The sequence below is a fragment of the Bradyrhizobium sp. AUGA SZCCT0176 genome, from assembly GCF_018130145.1.
Taxonomy (GTDB): Bacteria; Pseudomonadota; Alphaproteobacteria; order Rhizobiales; family Xanthobacteraceae; genus Bradyrhizobium.
In genome coordinates this window covers 121,694-147,885 of record NZ_JAFCMB010000010.1, presented here as the reverse complement: position 1 = coordinate 147,885, position 26,192 = coordinate 121,694, and the positions used below count along the sequence as shown (strand labels likewise).

General features: G+C 62.1%; 17 protein-coding genes and 1 tRNA gene. 6 read left to right on the top strand and 12 right to left on the bottom strand.

The annotated features are described in order from the left end of the window. Positions 1-73 precede the first annotated feature (73 nt). Both JQ600_RS23380 and glmU read right to left on the bottom strand, forming a co-directional pair. The gene (locus JQ600_RS23380) at positions 74-3,517 is read right to left on the bottom strand and encodes an autotransporter domain-containing protein (RefSeq protein ID WP_212490114.1); all 3,444 of its coding nucleotides are present in this window, start codon (positions 3,515-3,517) and stop codon (positions 74-76) included. 988 nt (positions 3,518-4,505) lie between these two features. Then, positions 4,506-5,864: a bifunctional UDP-N-acetylglucosamine diphosphorylase/glucosamine-1-phosphate N-acetyltransferase GlmU gene (gene glmU, locus JQ600_RS23375; protein WP_212390617.1), complete on the bottom strand. Its 1,359-nt coding sequence runs from the start codon at positions 5,862-5,864 to the stop codon at positions 4,506-4,508. Between the two features lie 167 nt (positions 5,865-6,031). On the opposite strand from glmU, the gene JQ600_RS23370 reads away from it, so the two are divergent. After that, a complete protein-coding gene (locus tag JQ600_RS23370) occupies positions 6,032-7,456 on the top strand; it encodes a hypothetical protein (protein ID WP_212390616.1) in 1,425 nt (474 codons plus the stop codon). 141 nt (positions 7,457-7,597) lie between these two features. After that, on the top strand, positions 7,598-7,978 hold the full coding sequence (locus JQ600_RS23365; RefSeq protein WP_212262875.1) for a hypothetical protein: 381 nt from the start codon (positions 7,598-7,600) through the stop codon (positions 7,976-7,978). Here the strand turns inward: JQ600_RS23365 and JQ600_RS23360 are convergent. After that, entirely contained in the window at positions 7,938-9,563 is a 1,626-nt protein-coding gene (locus JQ600_RS23360) for a beta-(1-6) glucans synthase (protein WP_212490113.1), read from the bottom strand. The genes JQ600_RS23365 and JQ600_RS23360 overlap by 41 nt on opposite strands. 343 nt (positions 9,564-9,906) lie before the next feature. Between JQ600_RS23360 and JQ600_RS23355 the strand changes: the two genes are divergently transcribed. From JQ600_RS23355 to JQ600_RS23345, 3 genes are all read left to right on the top strand, one after another. Then, entirely contained in the window at positions 9,907-10,479 is a 573-nt protein-coding gene (locus tag JQ600_RS23355; RefSeq protein WP_212262873.1) for a beta-1-3, beta-1-6-glucan biosynthesis protein, read from the top strand. Positions 10,480-10,668: 189 nt separating this feature from the next. Further along, complete coding sequence (locus JQ600_RS23350) at positions 10,669-13,485, top strand: glycosyltransferase (RefSeq protein WP_212262872.1); 2,817 nt, start codon at positions 10,669-10,671, stop codon at positions 13,483-13,485. A gap of 148 nt (positions 13,486-13,633) precedes the next feature. Continuing rightward, a tRNA-Lys gene (locus JQ600_RS23345) sits at positions 13,634-13,709 on the top strand. Between the two features lie 213 nt (positions 13,710-13,922). Here JQ600_RS23345 and JQ600_RS23340 read toward each other — a convergent pair. From JQ600_RS23340 to JQ600_RS23300, 9 genes are all read right to left on the bottom strand, one after another. Next, positions 13,923-14,813 carry a formate/nitrite transporter family protein gene (locus JQ600_RS23340; protein ID WP_212390614.1) on the bottom strand — a complete coding sequence of 297 codons (891 nt, stop codon included), beginning with the start codon at positions 14,811-14,813 and terminating at the stop codon, positions 13,923-13,925. Positions 14,814-14,920: 107 nt separating this feature from the next. Beyond that, positions 14,921-16,519: an aspartate:alanine exchanger family transporter gene (locus JQ600_RS23335; RefSeq protein WP_212390613.1), complete on the bottom strand. Its 1,599-nt coding sequence runs from the start codon at positions 16,517-16,519 to the stop codon at positions 14,921-14,923. Positions 16,520-16,544: 25 nt separating this feature from the next. After that, a complete protein-coding gene (pflA, locus tag JQ600_RS23330) occupies positions 16,545-17,372 on the bottom strand; it encodes a pyruvate formate-lyase-activating protein (protein ID WP_212390612.1) in 828 nt (275 codons plus the stop codon). A gap of 13 nt (positions 17,373-17,385) precedes the next feature. Beyond that, on the bottom strand, positions 17,386-19,656 hold the full coding sequence (pflB, locus tag JQ600_RS23325; RefSeq protein WP_212390611.1) for a formate C-acetyltransferase: 2,271 nt from the start codon (positions 19,654-19,656) through the stop codon (positions 17,386-17,388). Between the two features lie 169 nt (positions 19,657-19,825). Beyond that, positions 19,826-20,254: a hypothetical protein gene (locus JQ600_RS23320; protein WP_249136035.1), complete on the bottom strand. Its 429-nt coding sequence runs from the start codon at positions 20,252-20,254 to the stop codon at positions 19,826-19,828. Positions 20,255-20,273: 19 nt separating this feature from the next. After that, on the bottom strand, positions 20,274-21,206 hold the full coding sequence (locus JQ600_RS23315) for a DUF2950 domain-containing protein (protein ID WP_212262867.1): 933 nt from the start codon (positions 21,204-21,206) through the stop codon (positions 20,274-20,276). Next, positions 21,203-22,855, bottom strand: coding sequence for a DUF3300 domain-containing protein (locus JQ600_RS23310; RefSeq protein ID WP_212390610.1), 1,653 nt, complete (start codon positions 22,853-22,855; stop codon positions 21,203-21,205). Before JQ600_RS23310 ends, JQ600_RS23315 begins: the two co-directional genes overlap by 4 nt. Positions 22,856-22,977: 122 nt before the next feature. Continuing rightward, entirely contained in the window at positions 22,978-24,885 is a 1,908-nt protein-coding gene (locus tag JQ600_RS23305; protein ID WP_212490112.1) for a HAMP domain-containing sensor histidine kinase, read from the bottom strand. Between the two features lie 166 nt (positions 24,886-25,051). After that, on the bottom strand, positions 25,052-25,471 hold the full coding sequence (locus JQ600_RS23300) for a hypothetical protein (RefSeq protein WP_212262864.1): 420 nt from the start codon (positions 25,469-25,471) through the stop codon (positions 25,052-25,054). A 194-nt stretch (positions 25,472-25,665) separates the two neighbouring features. On the opposite strand from JQ600_RS23300, the gene JQ600_RS23295 reads away from it, so the two are divergent. Next, positions 25,666-26,121, top strand: coding sequence for a hypothetical protein (locus tag JQ600_RS23295; protein ID WP_212262863.1), 456 nt, complete (start codon positions 25,666-25,668; stop codon positions 26,119-26,121). Positions 26,122-26,192: the final 71 nt, after the last annotated feature.

The following is a 26,192-nucleotide window of genomic DNA, read 5'->3' as shown; positions in this document are numbered from 1 at the left end:
TGCCATTGGTAAACGGCGTCCGATGGACTTAGGCGAACGCGCCGCGGAGGGCAATGCGTCCTCTCAGCCCGCCTTACCAGGCGTAGCGAACCACGCCCTTGCCGGCATAGCTCTCGGTCACGTTGGAGAACTCGCCCTCGAAGGTGCCGGCGATCGACCAGCCGTTGAGCCACTTCATCTCGGCGGAACCGGTCACCAGCGCCGCATCAGCGGCCTGCCGCGCACCGTTGACGACGAAGGATGCGCCCGGCAGCGTCTGGAACGTGGCGCCGATCGAGCGGTCCGGATTGTAGTCATGCGCCCACGCGGCGCGGCCGCGCAGCGTGAAGATGCCGTTCGGCATTGCGAATGATTTGTCGGTGCGCAGGCCGAGTTCGCTGCGGGTGCTGGTGACGCTCTTGGCGTTGTAGGCGAGCGCAAAGGTGTTGGCGCCGACGATCGCCTGCTCGGCGTAGGCGGGCAATTCGAATGTCGTGAACTGTCCGGCAGCGTACGGCGTCCAGCCAAAGCCGTGGCTGACAAAACGATAGCCGCCCTCGACGCGGCCCGACCACGCATTGGCGTTGAACTGCGCGCGCAGCTGGTCGATGCCGGCGACCGTCACCGTGCGATCGGTGGTGACGTCCTGCCAGCCATAGGCCAGCGCGCCGGTGATATAGGCCGGACCGATAGTGTGCCGGATAAACGCACCGGCCTGGAACAGGTCGGAACGGCCCGAGCCAAATCCGTTGACGCTGAAATTGGTGCCGCCACCGGCGAGCGCAAAACCGGCCAGCGTGTTCGGCGAGATACGATAGTCGGCACCGACCGCACCGGCCGCGAGGCTGCTGCGGGTGTCGTTCGATCCGACGATTGTATTGCCGCTTGTCGTCTGCGACCCGCCAAAGCCTGCGGCCCAGACGCTCCAGCGCTGCTCGAACACCGGGGAAACCGGCGGCGCCTTGGTGTAGATCGCGGCCAGCGCGTCGGCGGGCTTGCGCTTGGCAGCGTAGGCGAGGCTCCCCTCCTCCGCATACGCATTCGGATTGCCACCACCGCTGATCGGATCGCCACGCCCGGCAATGAACGGATCGGTGATCAAGCCCAGGAACAGGTTCATGGCGTTGAACGTGGTGTGCTGCGAACCGGTAGCGGTTTCACCCGAGACCTGCGTCAGCGCATTGCCGAGACCGGTTCCGGCCAGCGCGAACAACGCGTTGAAGCCCGCCGGCATGGTCGCGCCGGCATTGAGCGCGTTGTCGATGGCACCCGCGACGTTCTTCTGGTTGATGGTGGCACCGGCCGGCAGGTTCGGCGACAGCAGGCCGGGATCGACGGTGAGCAGGACGTCATTGCCGACATAGCTCAGCCGCGCGTTGGTCGCAAAACTGTTGGCGGCGAGAAAGCCTGCGGAGCTGAACGTGCCGCTGACGGTGCCCGCCGTCAAAATCTTGTAGGTCGTCGTCGTGGCGACGCGCGTCAGCGGATCGACCGTGACCTTGCCCGCCAGCGTGGCGGTCCCCGTCACGTTGGTCTTGTCGCTGTCCGTCCCCGAAATCTGCACCAGATAGGTCGAGGCCGCCGCCATCGTCAGGCTGCCACTGACCGAGAGCGTGCCGATCGAATTGCCCGGCGCCAGCGTGCCGCCGGCGTTGACGATGGTGTCGCCGACAATCCCGCTGCCGCCGAGCGTGCCGCCGGCATTCACCGTGAAGGTCGACGCCGACGACATGTTGCCATTGACGCTCATCGTGCCGCCGTTGACGGTGACCGCGCCCGCGTAGGAACTAGTGCCGGTCAGCGTCCAGTTCGAGGTGCCGGTTTTATCGAGCAAGGTCCAGCCGCCGAGGATCTTGCTCACATTGAAGCTGTTGTCGGCATTGCCGCCGAAGCGGAACGTGCCCGTACCGCCTCCGATCGCATTGCCGGTCAGCGAGGCGCCCGCGCCGCTCATCAGGAACGAATTGTTGGCGCCGCCCAGGACAACGGCGGTACCGTTGGTGCCGGTGATGCTGCCGGTATTGGTGACCGCGGTCGATCCTCCGGTGGTGACAAGACCGAGACCACCGGTAATCGTGCCATTGTTGACGACCGTGTTGGCGGTGCCACCGGTGAGAGACACGCCTCTGACCACCGTGCCTACCACAGCCGCGCCGGCGCCAATCGTGATGTTGATGTTGCCCGTTCCCGAAGTGGCAAGAATGCCGTACTGGGCCCCCTGGATCGTCCCGGCGGTGACGTTCACGGTATTGAGTCCGGCAGCCGTAGCGTTGCTGATGCCGTTGCCCACCGTCGCCGTCACATTGTTCGCGACGGTTAAGGTCAACGTTCCCGTGCCGGACGACGACGCGAATATGCCGAACGTGGTGCCGGTAACGGTGCCTGCAGGCGCGACCAGCACATTGCCATTGCCGCCTGTGGCGCTTGCGAAAATGCCGGAGCCGCCGGTGGAGTTGACGTTGCCGACACCGCTCACCGTAACGTCGCCGCCGCCGCTCGCGGAGGCGATGATGCCGACGTTTGTGGCCGTCACGTTGCCGGTGCGGTTGACCGTGACGCTGCCGGAATTGAGGGTACCGATGACCTCCGCGGTGATACCGAAACCGCCGACGGCGTTGACGTCGCCAGACCCGCCCACCGTGACGGAGCCGTTGGTGCCGGCGACGTTGTTGAGCTGCTTCGCTTCGATGCCGGTGCCGGCCGTGCTGGAAACGAGGCTGCCGCCGGTGACGGTAATGTTGCCGGTGCCGGCGTGGCTGGCGCTGATGCCCGAGGCGCCGGTGACGGTCCCGGAACGGTCGATCAGGATGCTGGACGCGTTCGTCGCCGTGAAGATGCTGACACCGATTCCGGCAATGGCCGTGCCGGTGGCGCCGCCACTCCCGCTGATCGTGATGCCGCCGCTGGTGCCGCTATGCCCGACGACGATGCCAAAATCCGCGCCGGTCGCAGCGCCGCTGCCATTGACCAGGATATCGCCGCTACCTGCCGTCTTGTTAGCCGAGATGCCTGAATTACTGGTGCCGAGCGCCGTCGCGTTGCTGGTGACCGTCACATTTCCTGCGCTGGCCGAACTTGCCGTGATCGCATCGGCTGCCCCGGTGACAGCGGCATTTCCGATATAGGTAACGGCGCCGAAGTTGTTGAGGAGCGTGACACCGGAGCCGGCAATGTTGGTGATGCCAAACGTCGTGTCGTTGTTGTTGAAGGTCAGACTGCCCGCCGCCGTGACGTTCGCGAACGCACCCCCAGCGTCGATCTTGCCGCCCGCATTGTTGTCGACGATGGTAGTGCCGTTAAAGGTCGTAGTGAGCGCGCCGGCGGTCGCCTGGTTACCGGCATCGCAGGTCACGCTGGCCGTGCTCTCGCCGAGGCAGGCCGCCAGCGCGCCCTGGGGATAAGCCACGATGGCGGCGACGAACGCGCCGGTAAACGCCGTGCCGGCCAGCAGCGTGGAGCGGCGGCGCGGGGGAGAGAGCGTCGTGCATTCAGCGAATTGGGGTCCGTCCGACCGCCCAACGAACCCCAGGAAGCGCATTTCAAATTTCCTAGCTAAACGCCTGCGGTCGACAGGACTGGCGCAGCCGTACCGAAAAGAAAAACAGTTAGAATCGAACTGTAGCAGCGCCGGATAACGCGCCCCCGGGTTTCCTCGCGTGTCCGGTCGATTTGCCGGTGGTGTGACAGGGGCGCAACAATTGGCTGCAACTTTTGCGGGCATCTGCCGAAGGGGACCGCACGACATGGTAGCGTTATGTCCGTCGAGCGATATCGCCGGGCGGTAAAGGTGCGACAAAACAACCCGACGGGCAAATCAGTTGCGATTATCAGAAATGATGTCAAGTCATAAATTTCTGCAAATCAAAAATATTCTCCTTTCCTTCGACCCAAATCAGGGGCACATCTATGCCCATCCCGTCCTGGTCAGAAGGGCGTCGGCCGTCGTCACGGACGTTGGACGGGTTGCGATGGACGCTGGTTTGCGCTGAGACGACGGCGCGGACGGGCGTACGGCAAAACCGTGTGGTCCTGGCGCCCGTTGCAGGCGTCAAGCTGTCGGAGAAGCGCAAGCTGAACCGGCAGCGACGGAGTCAACCAAGAACTCGTCTCCGGGGAGATCACGGCATAAGCCGTAAAGCCATTGCGCAGGGAAGGCCGGGTGTTCTCCGCTGCCCTGTATGCTCGTGTGCACTTTGTTTTGTGCAAACCGCACGCGAGACCGCGGGTGCAGCGCGCACCCGGTCTTCCCTGCGCCCTCTGAATCGAGAGGGCGGAGAATTTCTAGACAAAGCTCGGGCGCAACGCGTCGCGAGAATGCGAACTTACGTTTGGGTGATGGCGCAACTACAAACACCGCCGTCGTCCCGGGCTTGAGCTCAGATGCGCAATTGCGCATCGGGGGCCCATAACCACAGGGAGTAGTTTTGCGAAGGCTCTCTGCTACCGAAGTTTCATCGAGAGATCACGCGGTATGGGTCCCGGCTCAAGGCCGGGACGACAAGTGGAAAGAGCTCGTCGCCTCGCGCTCAACTTTCCTTCTTCGCCTTCGCCCGCAGCTTCATCTCGCGGTAGCGCGCCGCGCCGCCGTCGCGGTTGTTCTGCGGGCTGCGCTCGACGGCAAGCGCATCGTCGGGCACGTCCTTGGTGATGACGGAGCCCGAGCCGATATAGGCGCCCTTGCCGATTTTCACCGGTGCCACCAGCGACGAATTGGTGCCGATGAAAGCGCCCTCGCCGATCGTGGTCTTGTGCTTGAAAAAGCCGTCATAGTTGCATGTGATGGTGCCGGCGCCGATGTTGGAATTGGCGCCGACATGGGCGTCGCCGATGTAGGAGAGATGGTTGACCTTGACGCCGGCTTCCAGGTGAGCGGCCTTGGTCTCGACGAAATTTCCGACCCGCGCGCCGTCGCCGAGCGAGGTGCCGGGCCGCAGCCGCGCATACGGGCCGACCGACGCCTTCTTGCCGATCGAGGCCTGCACGATGTGCGAGAACGAATGGATCACCGCGCCGTCGGCGATGGTGACACCGGGGCCGATCACCACGAACGGCTCGATGGTGACGTCGTTGCCGAAGGTGGTGTCGGCGGCGAGATGCACGGTTTCCGGCGCGATCAACGTCACGCCGGCGTCGAGCGCTGCCTTGCGCAGCCGCGCCTGCATGACAGCTTCGGCTTCGGCAAGCTGCGCCTTGGTGTTGATTCCGCGCACTTCATCCTCGCTGGTTTCAATCACGACGGCCTCCAATCCCATGTCCCTGATGAGTGTGACGGCATCGACCAGGTAATACTCGCCCTTGCTGTTGGCGTTGCCGATCCGATCGAGGATCGAGAGCGCCTTCTTGCCGTCGAACGCCATCACCCCGGCATTGCACAGCGTGACCTTGCGCTCCTCGGCGCTGGCATCCGCATGCTCGCGGATCGCCACCAGGTGATCGCCTTCGATCAGCAAGCGACCGTAACCGGTGGGGTCGGCGGCGTGAAAACCGAGCACGGTGAGGGCTGCGCCCTTCTCCAGCGGCGCGCGCATTCGCGCAAACGTCTCGGCCGATATCAAAGGCGTATCGCCGAAGGCGACGATCAGGTCGTCGGCGCCGCGCGCCAGCGCCTCTCGGGCCGCCAGCACCGCATGCGCGGTGCCGAGGCGTTCGCGCTGGATGAAGGTCGCGGCATCGGGGCGTATCCGCGCAACCTCGTCGGCGACCGCCTTGTGATCGGGGCCGATCACGACGGCGAGCGAGGCGCCCGCGCCCTTCGGGGCGGCATCCAGCACATGCGCCAGCAGCGACTGGCCGGCCACCGGGTGCAGCACTTTCGGCAGCGAGGACCGCATCCGCGTCCCCTCGCCGGCCGCGAGCACCACCGTCAGGCTGGATCGAGCAGTCATGCGAAGTCCTCAAATATCAAAAAATGCGCCGGCGCCGTCTTTAGGTGTTTTCGCTGTGAGTGGAAACCCGATTCGCCGTCCCGCAAAGTTCCGGATTCAAGATCATGGCAGAATTCCTGTTAATGTTTGACCTGTGATTCGGCGGGCCTCGGGAGGGCCAAAGACGTTTGGCCAAGAATTCCGACCATCGCGCTGGCGGCCTCGAGACGGACAATACCGGCGGCGTGCTGAGCGGTTTGCTGGCCGAGGAAGAGGATCTCGACCGCCGCGCGCTGTGGCGGCTCGGATCGTGGGGTGTCGGTGCGGTGGCCGCGGTCGTCGTCGCCGTGATGGCCAACCAGACCCAGTTTGGATGGAAGCGCGACCAGATGGCCGCGGCCGATCTCGGCCAGCGAGCGCAGCAGATCCAGAATGTTGCCAATCAAACGGAACGCGAGGCGCGACGGCTCGCCGCGGCCATCGATACGCTCAACAGCGATCGCGACCGGCTCTACACCCGCGTCACCGGCCTGGAACGCGGGCTGGACTCCGTGACCGGGTCCATCGCCCGCCAGAATTCCGCCGCGACATCGCCGGCCCCGGCAGCGCCTTCGCCTGCCGAGCCCCAAGCCCAAGCCGCGCAAACTCCCGCCCCCACCGTCGCGCCGGTGGCGACGCAGACGGCGGCGGCAATACCTGACAAACCCGTTGCCAATCCAGGCCCAGCCGAACCGGGTCCGGCGGCGGTTTCATCCGTTGCCAAGGATTCGGCCAAAGACATTGGCAAGGAGACCGCCAAGGAAACCATCAAGCCCGAGTTGCCGAAGATCGAAGCAAAGAAGACCGATCCGATAAGGTCTGAAGCCGCCAAACCTGAATTGGCCAAAGCTGAGGCGGTTAAGCCTGAACCGCTAAAGCCTGAAGCGGTAAAGTCCGATACTGCGAAAATCGATACCGTGAAGATCGAAGTTGCGAAGGCCGACGCTGCGACGCCGGCTACGCCGCTGGTCGCCTCACAATCCTTCATGGCGCCGCCCGATCCGTCCGCCACCAAACTGATCGAACCCACCAGACCCCTGAGTCCGGTGACAGCGAGCCCGATCCCGGAAGTGATGGCGGCCGCGCCGGCCACGGACGCCGAGGCGGACGAGGAAACCGCCCCGAAGGTCCCGGTCCAACGGACCCAATTCGGGGTCGATCTCGGCACCGCCAATTCGGTCCCCGGCCTGCGCGCGCTGTGGCGCGGGCTGTTGAAATCAAGATCGAACGCGCCGCTCGCCGCGCTCCGCCCGATCATCGTGATCAAGGAAAGCACCAACGGGCTCGGCATGCAGCTTCGGCTGGTGGCCGGTCCCATCAACGACGCCGGAGCTGCCGCCCGGATCTGCGCCGTCCTGACCGAAAACAAGCGGAACTGCGAGACGGCGATCTTCGACGGCCAACGGCTGTCGCTGACCGGTGACAACCCCGCGCCTGCACCGGGCGCAAAACCTTCGCCGCGCCGGCGGGGTGCGGTGGCGAAACGAGCGGCCGTCGTCGCGGAGGAGCCGCCAAAGCGACCGGAAACATCGACATCGGCGGTCTCGTCCTGGTTCGGCAAGAGAGGCCAATAGATATTTCATTGTAATACAATGGGTTGCGGTCAGACTCTGATCTGCTTGTGACACTCCTTAATGTTCTGCAGTGACTTGTCCCGGCGGCCATTCCCGACCATATTCGCCCCGCCATCCATCCACGCTCGAGAAAATGCCGCTGTGAAAAAAATTCCGTTCCGGCTGACGCCCTATCAGGTGCAGTTCCTGTTGGTGGTCGGCTTCGTCACCGTCGGCTACGCGCTGTATCTGCGCTATCTTGCGGTCGAGTTCTCCACCGTCGCGCTGGCGTGCGACGCCGGCCTGCAGACGATGATCTGCAAGGCCCGTACGCTCGCCACCACCCTGTTCAAGAATTCGGTGTTCGGCATCGTCGCCCTGATCATCGCGGTGCTTCACGTGATGCGGCCGTCGATCGTGCTTTTGACCGGCGGCCTGATCGCAGCCGGGCTCGGGATCGTGCTCTATAACGTCGCGCTGTCGGGGATCGCGATCGGGCTGCTTATTTTGGGATTTGCACGGCCCGCGCCCGCCACAGCGTAAGCGCGAGCAGGAAGTAGATCGCGCAGGTCCACATCGCCTGCCAGTTCTGCGGGCCTTCGTTGAAGCCGATATAGAGCGTGGCCACCGCGAGCAGTCCGGCAAAGGCCGATTCGGCGATCGGGCGAGTGCCCTCTTTCGGCCGGTTGACCAGCATCAAGGCGGCGAACGGCACCACGGCCATGGTCAGCGACGCGAACGGAAAGTCGCGATAACGCGGATCGAACGCAAAACCGAGCGCGGTCGCCGCGCCGATCAGCGTGGCGACAACCAGCGTCAGGCCGAGCAGCACCGACAGCACCGATCCGGTCCGGCCGTCGCGCGGACCGAGCAATTCGAGGAAGGTCGGCAGCGGCCGTCCCGACATCGCAGCGTTGGCGCACAGCATCGGTGAAGCGATCGCGGCCGCGAGCAGCGCCCCCCATTGCAGCCAGCCGCCGGTCCCGTAGCTCTCGTAGAACATCTTGTCGGCGGCGACGCCGAGCAGCATGCCGGAGATCGTCGCTGAGGTGCCGACCACAAGCCAGGCGGCCAGCCGCGGCTGCCAGGGTCGCCGCCGCAACGTCAGCCAGCCCGCGAAAAACACGAAAAAGCTCAGCGCCATGCCGCATCCCATCTGCAGCTTCCAGAACGGAAAATTGCTGATGGCCTCGCCTGGCGGATATTTCACCGCCCGCTGCGCCGCGTCGATCAGGCCCCAATAGCCGCCGACGGTGCCCTCGAGCTGGCGCTTCCAAGGCTGGTCGTAGGCCTCGATCAGATTGACGCGAAATCCTTCGCGCTTGGCGAGATCGAGAATTTCGGAAACCACCCGCGCCTGGTTGGTGCGCGACGGCAGCGCGCCCTCGCGCATCCGCCCGGCGCTGGGCCAGCCGGTCTCGCCGATCAGGATTTCCTTGCCCGGAAAGGCGACCGCCATCCGCTTGCGGATCGAATCGACATGGGAGGCGGCAAACTTCGCGCGCACCGGAATGTCTTCCCAGTACGGCAGGATATGAATCGTGACGAAGTCGACCGCGTCGTAGATCTCACGGTTGCGCAGCCAGAATTCCCAGACATCGGCATAGGTGACGGGAACGGTGACCTGCGGCCTGACCCCGCGGATGTAGGCCGCCAGATCCGACGTCGTCATCTCGCCGCGCAGCAGCACCTCGTTGCCGATCACCAGAGCGGTGATGACGCCTGGATATTGCTTGGTCAGGCCGACCGCGATCGCGATCTGCGAAAGGTTCTTGATCCGGTTGCTGCTGAGCCAGACGCCCTGCATGACCTTGAGCCCGACCTTGGCGGCGAGTGCCGGAACCTGGTCGAGGCCGTTCTCGATCGAATAGGTGCGCACGCAGTCGGTGATCTTGGCGAGTTGCGCCAGATCCTGCGCAATCTGTTCCGCACTGATATGCGTGGTCGGAATCAGCGGCGTCTGCCCGTCGCGGAACGGCGCGTAGGAAACGCATTGCAATTTGGCGTAGGGATCGATCGGGGCGCGCACAAGCGTGATCGGGGTGGCCAACCACCACCACAAAGCTGCGATCATACCTAGCGATGTCAGGAGAAGCGCCAGCGGCGTACGAAGAGAAATCGGTTCCATCCTCCGGGCGGGGACCGTCGATTAGCCGGTCACCGGCGTTCTGCCAAGTCCAGGATAGACCTAATCCAAAGACCTGACCCAAGTCTCCCCCTAAAGTCTTCACCTAAGACTTCATCCAAGTCCTCTCGATCCAAGTCTTCCCGCCGACCTTCCTGCGGCGATTTTACCACGCCACGATAAAGTTGTGAGTTTGCTGGACAAAAACCGAAATAACGGTCATGGGAATCCGGCAGTGTCTCCGCCGCATTGGAGACCTATTTGGACGGCAACTAGCCAAGCCATCACGGGCCGCGGGAATTGCCTTTTTGGGAATTCAGTGGCCATGAAACAAGTCGGGGAATGTATGCGTCGCAGTGGGCCTGATCTCAAGAATGCGGTTTTGCGCCATCTCGCCGTTGCAGGCCTTGCCCTCCTGCTCGGCACAGGCGGGGTTTTCGCCCAGAGCGGCACCCCCGCCCCGGACCAGTCCGGCAAGCCCCCGGCGGCCAATCCGGCCGACCCGACCAAGGATAATCAGCGGAAAACCGATGAATTCGGTGAGGCTTCGCAGGTCATCAACGGCCCCGGCGGGAACCCGGAATGCGTCTGGCTCGGCCGGCGCGTAGTCCGCCTGATGTGGCGCGACGACCTTGATACGGCATTCCGGCATCTGGACCTCTATGACCGGTTCGGTTGCCCCGGCGGCCATGTCCAGGCGACGTTCCGCTGCCTGACCCGCTTCGGGGGACAGATCGATGACAAGGTGCCAAGGAGCCTCGACGACCGGGTTCACGCCTGCTGGATCAATCCGGCGGCCCAACCGCAGGCTGCGGTGGCGGCCAGCCCGGCCACACCCCCGACCGCCGGCAACGCAGCTCCCACGCCAGCGGCAGCGCCCTCGCCGGCCCCCAGCGCCAGCCCGACGCCGGCGAAGTAACCGGCCGTAACTGCCGGGAACGATTCAAATTTTTCAGCGTTTGAATCGTCCGCGCCCTTAAAACGCCATGGCGTCATACCAGTTGTTAAATTGTGCGGCAGGATTATCCTCATGAAGCCGCGTTGTCGGTCGAACCTAGGGGACGGGTTCGCTTTCCCCTCATTTGGGCCCCGTATGGTTTAGCCGCCGATGCGCGTCGTCGTCGCCGTTCTGCTGTTTGTGACCGCAGCTCATGCTGCGTTGTGGGGTCTGTTCCAGGAAAAGCGGCCAGCGCCCGATTTCCGGGGCAATCTGCCGAGCCTCTCCTACACGCCGTTTGAGCCGGAGCACGTCGTCGTTGACGGCGACGCGGAGAAGATTCGCGCCGATATGAAAAAACTCTCGACGCTGACACGGGCGATTCGCCTGTACGCGTCGACCGAAGGCAACGAACTGGTGCCGGCAATTGCTGCTGAGTTCGGCCTCAAGGTTACGGTGGGCGCCTGGATCGACAAGGACAAGGACCGCAACAAGCGCGAGATCGAGGCGGTCATCAATCTCGCGCGGAAAAACAGCAACGTCATCGGGGTCGTCGTCGGCAACGAAACCATCTACCGGGGCGAGCAAGTCCCGATCGAGAACCTTGTGTCGCCAGCGGACCTGGACTCCGAAGGCGCACGCATCGTTCGCGAGGAAGCCCAGCGGCTTCAGGAAGCGGAAGCGCAGCCTGAAGACAAGCGGGCCGAAGCGGTGAAATGGATGACGGCGCAAAACAACGTCATTCGTTTGGGACGGCTGATCCAGCGGATCAAGAAATCCGTCAACGTTCCCGTGACGACAGGCGAGATCTGGAACATCTGGCGCGACTATCCGCAGTTGGCCAACTCCGCCGACTTCATCGGCGCGCACGTCCTTCCCTATTGGGAAAACTTCACCGACAAACAAGCGGTGGACCAGGCCGTCGCCATGTACCAACTGTTGCGCGACCAGTTCCCGGGAAAGCGTATCGTCATTGCCGAATTCGGCTGGCCGAGCGCAGGCTACAATCTGCGGAACGCCGAGCCCGGTCCGTTCGAGCAGGCGTCGGTGCTGCGCAATTTCGTGACCCGTGCCGACGCCATCGGCATGGACTACAACATCGTCGAGGCGATCGATAAGCCCTGGAAATTCAACGAAGGCGGTGTCGGACCTTATTGGGGCATCCTGGATGCTTCGCGCGAACCCAAATTCGCATGGACCGGCCCGATCGTGAATGTGAACTACTGGAAGCTGGCGCTCATCGCGCTGCTGGTCGGCATTCTGTTGTCGTTGCCGATCCTGCGCCTCGACCGGCCGACGGTCATGCAGACCGTCATGCTGTCGGCGGCCGCGAACGGCGTCGGCGCCTGGACTGCCACCGTATTCGCCTATTGGGATACTCACTATTTCGTATTCGGCTCAGCCTTCGCGCTGACCTTGGGCCTGATCCTGCTGGTGCCGCTGGTGCTGATCGCGATGGCGCGGATCGAGGAGATCGCGGCGGTCGCCTTCGGCCGCGGCCCGCGCCGGCTGATCACCAAGAGCGCGCCGCTGGCGCCCGCCACCATCGGCGAGAACGTCACCTTCCCGAAGGTGTCGATCCACATTCCCGCCTATTTCGAGCCGGTCGAGATGCTGAAGCAGACGCTCGACGCGGTGGCCCGGCTCGACTATCCGAACTTCGAATGCGTCTGCATCATCAACAACACGCCCGACCCGGCATTCTGGCAGCCGATCCAGGATCATTGCCGTGCGCTCGGTGAACGCTTCAAGTTCATCAACGCCGAGAAGGTGCAGGGCTTCAAGGCCGGCGCGCTGCGCATCGCGATGGAGCGCACCGCGGCGGACGCCGAAATCATCGGCATCATCGACGCCGACTATGTCGTGCATCCGGACTGGCTGAAGGACCTCGTCCCTGTCTTCGCGGACCCCCGCGTCGGCCTGGTGCAGGCGCCGCAGGAGCACCGCGACGGCGACCTCTCGCTGATGCACTACATCATGAACGGCGAGTATGCCGGATTCTTCGACATCGGCATGGTCCAGCGCAACGAGTTCAACGCGATCATCGTGCACGGCACGATGTGCCTGATCCGCCGCTCCGCGATGGATATGGCTGGAGGCTGGTCCAGCGACACAATCTGCGAGGACACCGATCTCGGGCTGACCATCCAGCAACAGGGCTGGCTGACGCATTACACCAACGTCCGCTACGGCGAGGGCCTGCTCCCCGACACCTATGAAGCGTTCAAGAAGCAGCGCCACCGCTGGGCTTACGGCGGCTTCCAGATCGTCAAGAAGCACTGGCGGCGCTTCCTGCCCGGCGCGAGCCGGCTTAGCCCCGATCAACGCCGGGAATTTTCGCTCGGCTGGCTGAACTGGCTCGGCGCCGAGAGCCTTGGCGTGGTGGTTGCGATCCTCAACCTGATCTGGGTTCCGATCGTGGCGTTTGCCGACATCGCCATTCCCGACAAGATCCTGACGTTTCCGATCATCGCCTCCTTCGTCGTCTCGCTGGTGCATTTCATCGCGCTCTATCGCCTGCGCGTGAAGATCAAGGCCGGCCAGATGCTGGGCGCCATGATCGCGGCGATGAGCGTGCAGTGGACCGTGTCGCGCGCCGTCGCCCAGGGCCTGATAACGGAGCACCTCGCTTTTGCCCGCACCTCCAAGGGCGGCCTGTCGCGGATGTCGATCGAATTCCAGGCGTTCTGGGAGGCCGTGATCGGCGTGCTGCTTCTGATCGGCGCTGCCGTGCTGGTGGTCACGAACGGATCCAAGCAGGTGCACGAAATCTACGTGTTCGCTGGCGTACTGGTGCTGCAAAGCCTGCCGTTCCTGTCCGCGGTCGCGATTGCGCTGTTGGAGAACTCCCGCACCAACTCGTTCGCCTTCTGGCGCAACAGCGCGGTGCGCACGGCGGAACTGATCGGGATCCGCCCGGTCCGGCTGCCGACGGTCGCGCGCCCCTCCCAGCCGGTGGCATCCGAGATTCGCCGGGAAGCCAATTAACGGACGGTGAATCCATCGGCGCAGCCCGCTTGAAGAAGCCGGACTAACCGCAAGCCGAACCTCAGGAATTTGGATCGCACAGCCCAACATTTTCTGGCGCCGGCGCTATTGACCCGCAGGGGTCCGCCCCCTACACAGCGCGTCGAGTGAGCGCGTAGCTCAGGCGGTAGAGCACGTGACTTTTAATCATGGGGTCGAGGGTTCGAGTCCCTCCGCGCTCACCATGCAAAATCAATAACTTAGACCGATTTTCTTCCTCTCATCACCCCTCTCGAAAATCGTCTGTGTGGGCACTGTGTGGGCAAATCAGTTGCCGCAATCTCCGAGTGAAGCGCGAGCAGAAAATCACGCTCGGGGAAATGCGATCGTCGGGCTCATCGTCTATTGCGGCGACTACAAACCCGTTCCGACGCGATAGACGATTCTTGGCAGCTACTTCATGAACCTTCGTTGCCATGAGTAGCATTGCGCTTGCCGCCCTTGCCGAAGGCTGCCCGATAGATCATCCAATACATTGCGCCGACGAGGCCGGCACCACCGACGATGTTGCCGAGCGTGACCGGCACCAGATTGTGAATGATGCCCGCCATTGTGATGACTGACGCGTCGAAATCAGGAGGGACATTGCCTGTTCGCGCCATCAACCAGGCCAAAGGCAGGAAATACATGTTGGCGACGCAGTGCTCGAACCCAGCGGCGATGAAGGCGGAGACCGGAAATAGGAGCGCAACAATCTTGTCGGTAACCGACCGGCCGGCATACGCAAGCCACACCGCCAGGCAAACGAGCAGGTTACACAAAACTCCCTTGAAGAATAACGTCACGGCGTCGGGCTGGATCTTGGCGACAGCCGTATTCAATATCGACAGGCCGACGCGGCCTCCATTCATTTCGAGATGATGCGAAAGGAAGACCAGGACGACAAGTCCGAGCGCGCCGATCAGATTACCGAAATAGACGACGACCCAGTTGCGCAGCATTTCCTTCGTCGTCACATGTCCGCTCGCCCAAGCCATCACGATCAGATTGTTTCCCGTGAAGAGTTCGGCTCCACCGACCAGAACGATGGCGAGCCCGAGCGAAAACGCCACTCCGCCCATCACACGCGCCGCGGCGAAGCTCAGCCCCGCATCGCTGACGATGACGGTATAGTAAAGCGCGCCTAGTCCGATGCTGCCCCCTGCGATTACCGCCAGCATAAATGAAGCCAGAAAGGGAAGGTTCGTCTTCTTGACTCCGACTTTTTCGACCGCCTCCTTGATCTCAGCCGGGCTGTACGCATTCAAATTGAAGATCGGTGGTTGCGGCGGGGATGCCCAATCAGCCATTCCGTGTCTCCCGTGCCTGCCCAGCGAGCGATCTTCACCAGGACCGTCGATCTGCGAGATCCTGTTCATGAATGAACCATGGCAAGGGCCCGGTTCTGATCAGTCACCTAGCCGGCGCTGCTGCCAACCATGAGGAGGCCCACAATCTGCGTGGCGATTACCTTCACTATCGTCATGGAAGGAAAGATCATGGCGTAGCCGATGTCGGGCCGCTCCGTGGGCGCCATTTTGGTCGAATAGACGAGAATCGCCGGATTCCCTGTCGCCCCGGATGCCACGCCCACTAGGTCGTCGTACGGGATCTTCAGAACGTAGTGGCCGACCAGCAGGACGATGAACACCGTCGTCAGAAGAACGGCAACCCCGATAAAGAGCATTGTGAACCCGGATTCCGCGACGGTTCGAACAAAGGGCTGCCCTGCGTTGACGCCGACGGTAGCAAGAAACATCGCAAGTCCGAAGTTTCGCAAGACGATGTTCGCTGGTAGCGGCATGGTCCAGAGCATTGGGCCAGTGCGCCGCAATTTGCCAAGGATGAGAGCGACGATCAGCGGTCCTCCTCCGATACCGAGCGTCACCACGCCTACTCCAGGAATCGGAATCGGAATGAGCCCAAGTAGGACACCCATGACCATTCCGAGCCCGAGCGAGACGTAGCTGAATTCGGCCGCCGCCTTCACCGTGTCGCCGAAGTAGCGCCGAATCTCCTCCTTGCGGTCCGGAGGCATCAGTATCCCGATCCGGTCGCCGAATTCGAGCATCAGGTCCGGCGCCGGCACGAGGTCCGCATCATAACGACGGACATGCAATAAATGGGTTGGATAGCCGGTCGGCATCGGGAGATCGGCAAGAGGTATTCCGACCACGCCGGCTTTGCCGACAAAGACTCTAATGTAGTCGAGATCAGCGCGGTCGCTGGCCAAGCGGCCGGGCTCCAGTTTTCCAAGCGTGGCGGCCGCCCTGGCAATTGCTTCATTCTCCTCCGCGACCACGAGAATGGCATCGCCCGCGGTCAAGACGGTATCGGCTGCAGGAACGAAGTTGTGTCCGCCCTTTCGAACCATCGTGACCCGCACACCGCCGAGCGCCGTCGTCAGTTCGTCGAGTCGCTTTCCGGCATGGCTTTCACCGATTGAAATTTCGCCCATGTGGAACCGCTGCGCCTTGGCCGGAAATTTCGGCTTTACGATCTGGGTCATAAAGTAAATGCACAGGATCGGACCGATGACCCCGAAGGGGTAGGCAATGGAATAGCCGATCGACGGATCCTTGTTCTTCATAACGTCGAGCGCAGCCTGGAGTGTGGCGGTGCTCGTCATTGATCCGGCATAGATGCCGAGCGTATGTCCGATCTTGATACCGAAAATGTGCCCGAGCCCAAGCGCAACGATCAAGCTGGCTATGCATCCGACAAGCGCCAGCAGATTGTACTTCTGCCCGACGCCGAACATGCCTTCGAAGAACTGCCTGCCGTAGAGGATCCCGATCCCATACAGGAACATGATCAGTCCTGTCAGCCCGATTGGTCCAATGATCTGGGCTTTGGGGGCGAACGCACCGATGGCAAGGCCCACGAAAAGAACGGCGCCGACGCCGAGAGAAAATCCCCCGATACTGATCTGACCGACCAGGTAGCCCAACCCGATCGCGAGAAACGCCGTCAGTATCGGCTGACTTCCGATGATCTCGCGAACAAGGTCCAACATGATGTCCGGTCTCCCCAGTCTGTCGTCAGCGCACCCGGCAGCCTGCCGCGCGGAATTGCCCGATCACCCGATCCACCAGCTCCCGGCCGGCCGTCGGAGTATCGAGAAGCTTGTAGTCGAGCCCCATCGCCTTCCACTTGAAGGCGCCCATCTGGTGGAACGGCTGCACCTCGACCCATTCAACGTTCTTCATCGGCGCGACGAACCGGGCGATGCCCTCGACGTTGGCGGGATCGTCGGTCTCTCCGGGGACGAGCGTGAAGCGGATCCACGTCGGCTTCGACAGCGAAGCCAGCCGCTCGGCGAAGCGCAGCGTCGGCGCGAGATCGCGGCCCGTCACCCGTCGGTACGTCTCGGGATCCGAACTCTTGATGTCGAGCAGGACGAGGTCAATGTTCGACAGGTATTCTTCATCGACGCGATCGCCCAGAAATCCGGAGGTCTGGATGGCCGTGTGCAGGCCCATTGCTTTCGCGCCGGCGAATATCCGCCGCGTGAACGCCAACTGGACCATCGCCTCGCCGCCGGAAATGGTCAGGCCCCCGCCGAGCGAGCGAAGGGCGGGCGCGAAATCGCCCAGCCGACGGAGCACGTGATCGGCCGAAACGTAGGTCCCGTCCTTCAGATGCCAGGTATCCGGATTGTGGCAGTACGTGCAGCGCAAGAGGCAGCCGGAGACGAACAGCACCACGCGCAGCCCCGGCCCGTCGTATCGGGACGAGGTTTCGTAGGAATGGCAATATCCGAACGCGCCCTTCTCGTCCTTGAACTGGCTTTCGTCGGGCGCGTCGGGTGAAATCCCTACCCGGAGGTCATGACGGCTTCCGGGTTCAAGTGTCTGCACCGTCGACATGGTGCACCTCGATTCAGATCTGGCCGTGGAAAGTGCGGCTGATCACATCTCGCTGCTGCTCCGGCGTCAGACGAACGAAGTTGACGGCGTAGCCCGAGACTCGAATGGTGAGCTGCGGGTACTTGTCCGGGTTCTTCATGGCGTCCTCGAGCGTGTCCTTGTCGATCACGTTCAGGTTCATGTGGAACCCGCCACGATCGAAATAGACGTCGAACGCCTTGACGGCTTCATCGATCAACTGAGTCTCGGACAGGTGCGCCTTCTGTGGAGCGACGGAGACCGTGTAGCTGATGCCGTCCTGTGCGTCCTTGTAAGGAAGCTTGGCAACGGACAGGCAGGAGGCGAGCCAGCCATGGCTGTCCCGGCCGTGCATCGGATTTGCGCCCGGCCCGAACGGCTCGCCCTTGCGGCGGCCATCGGGGGTGTTTCCCGTAGCCTTGCCGTACACCACGTTCGAAGTGATGGTGAGCACGCTCTGTGTGTGCGTCGCGTTGCGGTAGGTGGGGTGCTTTCGTATCTTCCCCATGAAGCTGGTGACGATGTCCGACGCGATTTGATCGACGCGGTCATCGTTGTTGCCGAACTGCGGCGTCGCCTTGTTCCCCTCGTTCTGGTAGTCAACCACCAATCCTTTCTCATCGCGGGCGACGCGGATCTTTCCGTACTTGATCGCGCTGAGGCTGTCGGCCACCACCGAGAGGCCGGCGATGCCGAATGCCATGGTTCTGAGAATGTCGCGATCGTGAAGCGCCATCTCCAGGCGTTCGTAGAAGTACTTGTCGTGCATGTAGTGGATGCAGTTCATCGCGTGCACGTATGTGCGTGCCAGCCACTCCATGGTGGTATCGAACTTGGCCATCACGTCGTCGTAGTCGAGGAAGTCGCCCGCGACCGGCAGCGTTTCGGGGGCGACCTGCTCGCCTGAGACCTCGTCGCGGCCGCCATTGATCGCGTACAGCAGCGCCTTCGCCAGGTTTACGCGGGCGCCGAAAAACTGCATCTGCTTGCCCAGGCGCATCGCTGAAACGCAGCAGGCAATGCCGTAATCGTCACCCCAGAACGGACGCATCAGATCGTCGTTCTCGTACTGAAGGGATGACGTATCGCGGCTGACCTTGGCGCAATAGCGCTTGAATGTTGTGGGCATATGGCTGGACCAGAGAACCGTAATGTTCGGTTCGGGTGCCGGGCCAAGATTTGAAAGCGTGTGCAACATGCGATAGCTGCTCTTGGTCACCAGCGTGCGCCCGTCCAGATCCATACCGCCGACACACTCGGTCGCCCAATAGGGGTCTCCGCTGAATAGCGCGTCGTAGTCGGGCGTACGCAGGAAACGAACGATACGGAGCTTCTGAACCAGCTGATCCCAGAGTTCCTGAGCTCTGCCTTCGTCGAGAACGCCCGCCTTCAGGTCCCGTTCGATGTAGATGTCCAGGAAGCTCGATATGCGTCCGATGGACATTGCCGCCCCATTGGCCTCCTTGATCGCCCCCAGATAGGCAAAGTAGGTCCATTGGAATGCTTCCTGGGCATTGTGGGCGGGCTTCGATATGTCGTGGCCGTATAGCTTCGCCATCGAAGCAAGGTCCTCGAGCGCGCGCATCTGGTCGGATAGTTCTTCGCGCAGCCGAATGATGTCATCGCTCGGCCACATGCCGTCGATCTGTTTACGCTCGGCACGCTTGGCCTCGAGAAGCCGATCGATCCCGTAAAGAGCTACCCGCCGGTAGTCCCCGATAATGCGGCCGCGGCCATAAGCATCCGGCAGGCCCGTGATAATCCCGGACCGTCGGCAATTCATGATCTCGGGCGTATAGGCGTCGAAGACGCCGTCGTTATGCGATTTTCGGTAGTTCGTGAAAGCCTTGTGGACAGCCGGGTCGGGCTCGAAGCCCGCGGCCTTGAGGCCCGCCTCGACCATCCGCAACCCACCGAAGGGAAAAATCGCCCGCTTGAAAGGCTGGTCGGTCTGAAGACCCACGACGATTTCGTTGTCACGATCGATATAGCCGGCCTTGTGGGCAAGCAATGTCGAGGGAGTTTGAGCATCTACCGCAAGCACTCCCTTTTTTCTTTCCTCGGTGAAATACGGCTGCAATTTCGCCCAGACGGCCTTGGTGCGCTGCGACGGTCCGGCGAGAAAAGCTTCGTCGCCTGTGTAGGGCGTCACGTTGCGGACGATGAAGTCGCGAACGTTGATGGAGCTGAGCCAGTCTCCAGGCCGAAAACCGTTCCAGCAATCTCCGGCATCAGCTTCCTTCCTCAGGGCTGCGCTTGCCTTCATGGTGCTTCTCCCACCGCTTAGACTGATTGGTTGGGCGCCCGCGATGTGCAGCGTCGCAATTCGGCGCGTGGCCTGACCATCGGAGCGCTGGCACCTCCACCTTTGATCTAGGTCAAGCAAATGAAAGATCGTAGCAAGAACGGGACTCCCCGACGGCGGCTGAGTGAACTCATTTCAGTGAAATCCTGACCTCGCTGAGGTTCGCGGCGAACTCCATCCCTGCCCGGGGTCCTTGCAGGGCGATCTTTACGCCCTTCTCATTCCCTAACTGAACGCCTCCGAATCCACCGACGAAGGTGCCCCCGCCACCGACGGAGCTATAGGTACCGGCGAAGTCGCTGACCTGCCTAATGCCCGAAGCCCATCCTTCCAACCGGCTGACCGATGCTCCAGCCGTTACACCCAGGCTGAGACCGGATACTCGGAACGGATAGTCGCGACCGCGGTACGTCAGGACGCCGCTGCCGCCACCGGCGCCCACCATCAAGCCCGCCTTGAGAAGCTTGACGCGAACATAGCCGGGCGCCTGCGCGAGCGATGTCGCCGGAAGAACAGCGGCGAAAAGCGCGACCACAGCGATCCGAACCAACCATGACATCGCTTCAGCTTTCCTGCGCTTAAGGAGCCGCCACATCCACCTTCTTCCAGGTCTGATCCGGGTCGAACAAGTAAACGCGCTTGGCGATGCTATCGGTACGTGTTCCGAGATCCTTCTGGTAGACGGTACCGGCATGATTGACCATGAAGGTCATGACGCCGGAATTTCCGTACTCGGCGGGGTATGCGATCAGCGCGAAGCCGCCGATCATTTTCCCCTTGACGACGTAGTTCAAAGCTCCACCCGGCGCGTTGGATCCCTGGCCCTTCAAAATTCGATAATAATAGCCGTGGTAGGGTGCCGCCTGCTCTCCGACCTTGTACCCTTCGGCAGAGGCCTGCGCCGCCAATTCGCCCAGCGGGCTCGGCTCGCGATCGTCGCGCCAGAACAGCCCATCCTTCTTGCCCGGGCTACTGACGATGTGTTGTGCGTAGACCCCTACCCCCTCGCCGGTGCGATCCTTTTCGGCATATTCGTTCTGCGCATCCACGTAAGCCAGCGAGGTTTGAATCGCGTCCAGTTCATTGCGTCCGATGCGACGATACAGAATTTCGATACGCCCCGCAGCCGGGTCGAACTCCCAGCCCGTCCTGTTGTTCACCAAGGGAATCGGGAATGGAAAATCGTCCGCGCCGAGGACGAGCGTAGCCTTCTTGTTTCCCTCGGCCTTGATGGAATGTTTGGCGTCATAGGCGGACAGGAACCGCTGGCGCATCTCAGCATCGGCAACGTCATCACCGGACTCGACAATGTCTTTCCCGTCTTTGCCGAGGACTTTGAGTATCGCGCTCCTCGTCCCGGTCTTGACTGCGGCAGCCAGCGCCGCCGCGGCATCCTCCGGCGAGGGATAGGCCTGCTGCGCCCGGGACACAGAAGTGGTCAACAGCGCCACTGCCACGATTGCAGCGATGCCCACCAAAGCCGCGCGACCGAGCGGTTTAAGCATGATCATGGCAAGACCTCCGCTGGAGTCGGAATCTTTGCGCCGCTACCAAGCCAGTCGGTGTAGGAGCGCAGTTTTAATCCCAGCTGTTCGTAGCGGACGCGGAGATAGCCGTCCGGACCGCGGGTCACGGCCTCTGGCGCCACGGTCTGCACTTCCTGCGCGATGACGCCGACATAGGGCTTGCTGCTGCCGAGATAGCTGAAGCGGTAATAGCCGAGACCATTAGCGAGATGACCGAGCAGGACGACATCATGCTTCAGTTCGATGTCGGAGCGCCTTCCGCCGCCGCCACCACCACCACGGAAGCCGCCGCCACCTCCGCCGCCGCGGAAGCCACCTCCTCCACCGGCAAATGCCGCACCGCCGCCGCCCCGCCCGGCGAAGCTCGGACCGCCGCCGTGCGGGCCCATGCTCGCCATACTTGCCCGGCCACGGGCCGATTGCGCCGCAGCAGCCCTGCCCGACGACACATTCATGGCCGAGCCGCGGCCACCGCCACCTCCGCGATTGGCGGCCTTCGCGCGATCGCCGCCACCCTTGGCCGCCTTGGCACGATCTCCGCCGCCGGCTTTGGCACGATCCGCCGTGCTCGGCCGATTGCCGCCGCGATCCCCGACACGATCGCCACCACGGTCCCCCGCCCGGTCGCCGACGCGATCACCTGCCCGATCGCCAGCGCCCGGCCGATCCTGCCCTGGACGAAGCACCTGCTGTCCGTCGCGGCCGCGGAAATCCATCCGATTGGAGGCGCCCGCCTTCAGGTTGTTGTTACCGAAGCGCTGCTGAACGTTCGCGTTGTTGTATCGCACGCCCTGGCGATGCGCCGGGTTGTGCTGCCAATTGTTCCCGATGTTGGTCGTCCTGTTGAAGTGGTTGACGTAGACGTTGCGGTTGCCCCAGTTGAATCCACCGCCCCAGTAATTGCCCCAGCGTCCGATCGCCCAGGCTGTACCGAAGGCGAGACCGGCCGCGATCACTCCGGCGCCGATATAGGACGGGTACCCGAAGTAATAGGGTGGATATTCCGCATAAGGCCAGGCTCCATAAACGGTCGCCGGATCGTAGTACGGCACGTACATCGTATTGGGATCGGCCTGCTCGATGACGATCGCCTGCTTGTTTTCCTGGGTTTGAACGCTGACCTTCTGTTGCTTGGTGGTGACCAGCTTCTTGTTGTCATAGGCCTTGGAGCGGAGGCGCTGGATCGCATCCATCACATCCGGCTGCTGCACGAGCACGGCATCGCCGAGGTTCTTGGTCCAGTCGACCTTATCGCTCATCATCGAAATGACGTCCGCGGTGCTCGTGAGCGCCTTGACGCTATTGTCCCACGACTGCTTCTCGACCTCCTTCTTCAACGCATCGCCTTTCAAGATTTTGTGTTCCTTGAGCCAACGATCGGCCTGTACCACCTCTAGCGGATAGGTCGATGCCGCCAGCACATTTGCCAGCAACTCGTCGGGATAGAGTGCAATCGGCGCAACCAGCGCCTCGAGTTGTTCGGGCTTCAGCAGTTCCGCACTCGGCGGCTGTTGGCTGGTCGGTTGCGCCGAACTACTCGGAGCAGGCGGATTGTCGGTCGTTTGAGCGGAGACGGCGACAGGATTCGCGATTAGCAACGCGAGTGCGATAAGGGTCTTGCCGCAGCGGAACATCACGCCCCTCCTTGGGCTCATCGCGGCAAGAATCGGTCCGAGGCGAGGTCGTTCTTTGATAAAGATCAAGGAACCTGCGGTACCGCCTTGCTGCGCCGCAAGAGCAGCGTGGCGGGCGTATATCAGGCCGACGTTGATCGATCGCGAGCGATCGGAAGCCTGATTGTGAAAAGCGCGCCGCCGAGCGGCTGATTTTCCGCAGAAATCTGTCCGTGATGCGCTTCGACGATGGTGCGGGCGATCGCAAGTCCCATGCCCATGCCTTGCGGCTTTGTCGTGAAAAACGGATCGAAGACCTTCTTGAGATCGCCGGTCGCGATACCGGCGCCGGTGTCGCTAATCCTGATTTCCGCACTGGCGCCCGAAAGGCTCGTGGTTACGCAAACTTCGCGCTTCTTCGCCTCCACTTCGGATATCGCATCCATCGCATTGATCATCAGATTCAGAAAAACCTGCTGCAGCTGAACAGCATCGCCCTTGACGTGCAGGCCCGCCGAGGCCGTGCAGCACTTCAGTGCGATATCGCGGCCGTGGGCCATGGCTGCGACAAATCCGATCACTTGCCGTACCGTCTCGTTCAGCTCGATATCTCGCATTTCAAAAGGTGTTTTCTTCAGCACGCTGCGTAGGCGACGTATCACTTCACTGGCGCGCTGATCGTCACGCTTGATGTCAACGAGAATTTCCCTGACTTCATCGAGATTCGGTGAAGAGCTCTTCAGCATGAGTTCGGCCGTCTCGGCGTTGGTAAGGATGGAGCCAAGCGGCTGATTTATCTCATGCGCGATCGAAGTCGTCAGTTCGCCGACAGCCGAATAGCGGTTGAGGTGTGCAAGCTCCGCCAGGCGTTGACGCGATTCGACTTCGGCGAAACGGCGGCGACTCCGTTCACGGAGCAATCCGCCGATCAACCCTCCCTGGATCAGGATTACGCACGCAATCAGCGACAGCTGCCAACTATATCTCTCCCATATGCCGGGCTCACGAAACAAGATTTCACTCCCCGGGGGCAGGTTGCTCTCGCTGATGCCCCAGCGCTGCATCTCCCGCCAGTCGTACTTTGGCGATGCAAATCCGATCGGCTGCACCTTGATATCGGCTGGTTTCCCGCCACCGAGAATGCGGATGGCGGCATTGACGGTTCTTTCGCTCGATTCGTTGATTGAATGCATCGGGCCGCCGACGGTATCTCGGCCGAAATAGGCTTCCTGGAAAGAAAAGATCGGGGCGTTGGCGATCGCACGAAGGTTGCGCAAGGCGAGATCGCCCTCATGGGCGACACCTGCACCATCGATCGACATCAAGCCCCAGAACAGAACAGTATGTGGCGGGAGCATCGACGCCCGCTTGAGTATTTCCGCAAAGGAGAGATCGGCATACCAGACGAATGCGACCCGGCTTTCGAAGGGCTTGCCTTCCCTCTTTACCTCCTCGAGCCAGAATTTCTCCAGGGGCGAGGCGCCTATGACCACGGCAATCGTCTGCGTGTCCGGCAGGACCTGAAGAATGCTGTCGAAAAAGGCTGAGAAATCGTTGTAGACCGCGATCACGGTGTCGTTGTCGGTCAGGTCCGTTCGGTTCACCAGTCGCTGCTCGACCGCCGTCAGCACCATGGGCGTTTCAGGGAAAAGCTGTGCCCGATATTTCTGAACAAACCGGGCCGCAGGTGCGCCAATGCTCACCACGATGTCCGGCGGACGGCCGGAGTAAAGTGACCGCAGATAGTCGACAAACGGCGCTTCCGGTCCCGGGTTGTTGACCCGTGCCGACAGTAGATTGTGCTCCTGAAGCTCCAGTGGCCACGGCGATTGCTGCTCGAGCTCGGTCCGGATGGTGCGGGCAAATGCGCTCCACGGCAGAAAGTCGCGCCCGAACGAGTGCAGCATCAGCACACGTTTGGGTTCGCCGCGCGGCTCGCCGCTTGCCGGTCCGGGCAGCATGGCTGCCAGGACCAACAGGCAGACGCAGAGACGGACGGCCAGGACTGGCCAGCCCGGGTTGATCGCTGCGGTCGGGACGCGTGCGCTCATCCACCTACCCCGGCAGTTCGAACGGCTGCATTCGAGCACATTCCCAGCGCGAGCGACACTGCAGCCAACCCCTCAGCCGGGTCGGACGACGTTAACAGCGCGTCGTGACCCGACCGCAGGCGTCCTCCGATCTGCACGCAGGAGGAGCAATAGCAAGCTCCTGCGGCTAGATCTGGCAGCGGTGATACTTCACATCCATTCCTTCCATGCCTGGAAACTCCCGGGAGATGGTGTTGTCATCGATCACCTTCAGGAAGAACTGGACGTTTGAAAGCATGATGCCTGAGGCGCAAGCGACCACCAGGTTGATGGTTTGACCATCCTCCTTCCTCGACTTGATCAGGCAATTTTCAAGCTTGCCTTTCAGGCGATCGGATTCGGCGATGAAGCCGCCACCGTACACGCCGGAGAAATTCGTGAAACTCACCCTGTTTGCGCGTCCCTTGCGGGTGAACACCTTGGCGCATTGGTCCGCACTCGTGGCCCATGCACCGGTGAGCTCGAACGCATTCGCCCGATGCGGTGGTAGCAAGGCAGAGCAGAGTGAGACTGCCGCCGCGAGGGCCAGGTTTCGAAGCACAGTCATTGGATTTCTCTCGAGCCCCTGTCAGTGACCGCTCAACGCCCTCTCCCAAGCCGGAACTGGCCGTTCGCGCAGACCGCGCGAAACAGTGCGGGCCTCCCCGATGCGAATTGCTTGATTTGGATCAAGGGAACGACGTCGCCGTCACCTAGCTTTGGCAACGCAGAGGCAGAACACCCACTCAGGAGCCATCAATCATGCCTGGCAGCATCGATAATCTCATTCCCAGCGTGAAACAGATCCGGACGGAAGCCGCCCTCAAGGAGGCCGAAAAGGCAGAACAATACGCGCGCCTTGCCGCTGCCGCCGAAACCGAAAAACGCGTCCTGATCGAGCGGCTGAGCCGTCCGTCGGGCAAATCCGAGGAAGAAAAGATCCAGCTCGCCTCGGCCGTTATCCAGCGGGCGGTGCGAAACGGATTGACGGAAGTGCAGGTCTATCGGTTCCCCAACACGCTGTGCACCGACAAGGGCCGCGCCATCAATCAGCAGGAGCCGGGCTGGGAGAATACACTGACGGGGATTCCGAAGGAAATATTCCAGCTCTGGACCGACTACCTGAAACCGCGCGGCTATCGCATCAGCTACCAGATCATCGATTACTCGGGAGGTGTTCCAGGCGACGTCGCCATCACCATTGCCTGGGGAGACTGAGGGCAGTTCGGGCGGATCTGGCTTGAAACAACGGAACGGTGACCACGTCCGCCGACGGACACACGGAAGGA

What these genes read in the sequence shown, in the direction of transcription:
- JQ600_RS23380 (WP_212490114.1), bottom strand. Translation starts at nt 3,517, where the DNA reads ATGCGCTTCCTGGGGTTCGTTGGGCGGTCGGACGGACCCCAATTCGCT.
- glmU (WP_212390617.1), bottom strand. Translation starts at nt 5,864, where the DNA reads ATGACTGCTCGATCCAGCCTGACGGTGGTGCTCGCGGCCGGCGAGGGG.
- JQ600_RS23360 (WP_212490113.1), bottom strand. Translation starts at nt 9,563, where the DNA reads ATGGAACCGATTTCTCTTCGTACGCCGCTGGCGCTTCTCCTGACATCG.
- JQ600_RS23355 (WP_212262873.1), top strand. Translation starts at nt 9,907, where the DNA reads ATGCGTCGCAGTGGGCCTGATCTCAAGAATGCGGTTTTGCGCCATCTC.
- JQ600_RS23350 (WP_212262872.1), top strand. Translation starts at nt 10,669, where the DNA reads ATGCGCGTCGTCGTCGCCGTTCTGCTGTTTGTGACCGCAGCTCATGCT.
- JQ600_RS23340 (WP_212390614.1), bottom strand. Translation starts at nt 14,813, where the DNA reads ATGGCTGATTGGGCATCCCCGCCGCAACCACCGATCTTCAATTTGAAT.
- JQ600_RS23335 (WP_212390613.1), bottom strand. Translation starts at nt 16,519, where the DNA reads ATGTTGGACCTTGTTCGCGAGATCATCGGAAGTCAGCCGATACTGACG.
- pflA (WP_212390612.1), bottom strand. Translation starts at nt 17,372, where the DNA reads ATGTCGACGGTGCAGACACTTGAACCCGGAAGCCGTCATGACCTCCGG.
- pflB (WP_212390611.1), bottom strand. Translation starts at nt 19,656, where the DNA reads ATGAAGGCAAGCGCAGCCCTGAGGAAGGAAGCTGATGCCGGAGATTGC.
- JQ600_RS23320 (WP_249136035.1), bottom strand. Translation starts at nt 20,254, where the DNA reads ATGTCATGGTTGGTTCGGATCGCTGTGGTCGCGCTTTTCGCCGCTGTT.
- JQ600_RS23315 (WP_212262867.1), bottom strand. Translation starts at nt 21,206, where the DNA reads ATGATCATGCTTAAACCGCTCGGTCGCGCGGCTTTGGTGGGCATCGCT.
- JQ600_RS23310 (WP_212390610.1), bottom strand. Translation starts at nt 22,855, where the DNA reads ATGTTCCGCTGCGGCAAGACCCTTATCGCACTCGCGTTGCTAATCGCG.
- JQ600_RS23305 (WP_212490112.1), bottom strand. Translation starts at nt 24,885, where the DNA reads ATGAGCGCACGCGTCCCGACCGCAGCGATCAACCCGGGCTGGCCAGTC.
- JQ600_RS23300 (WP_212262864.1), bottom strand. Translation starts at nt 25,471, where the DNA reads ATGACTGTGCTTCGAAACCTGGCCCTCGCGGCGGCAGTCTCACTCTGC.
- JQ600_RS23295 (WP_212262863.1), top strand. Translation starts at nt 25,666, where the DNA reads ATGCCTGGCAGCATCGATAATCTCATTCCCAGCGTGAAACAGATCCGG.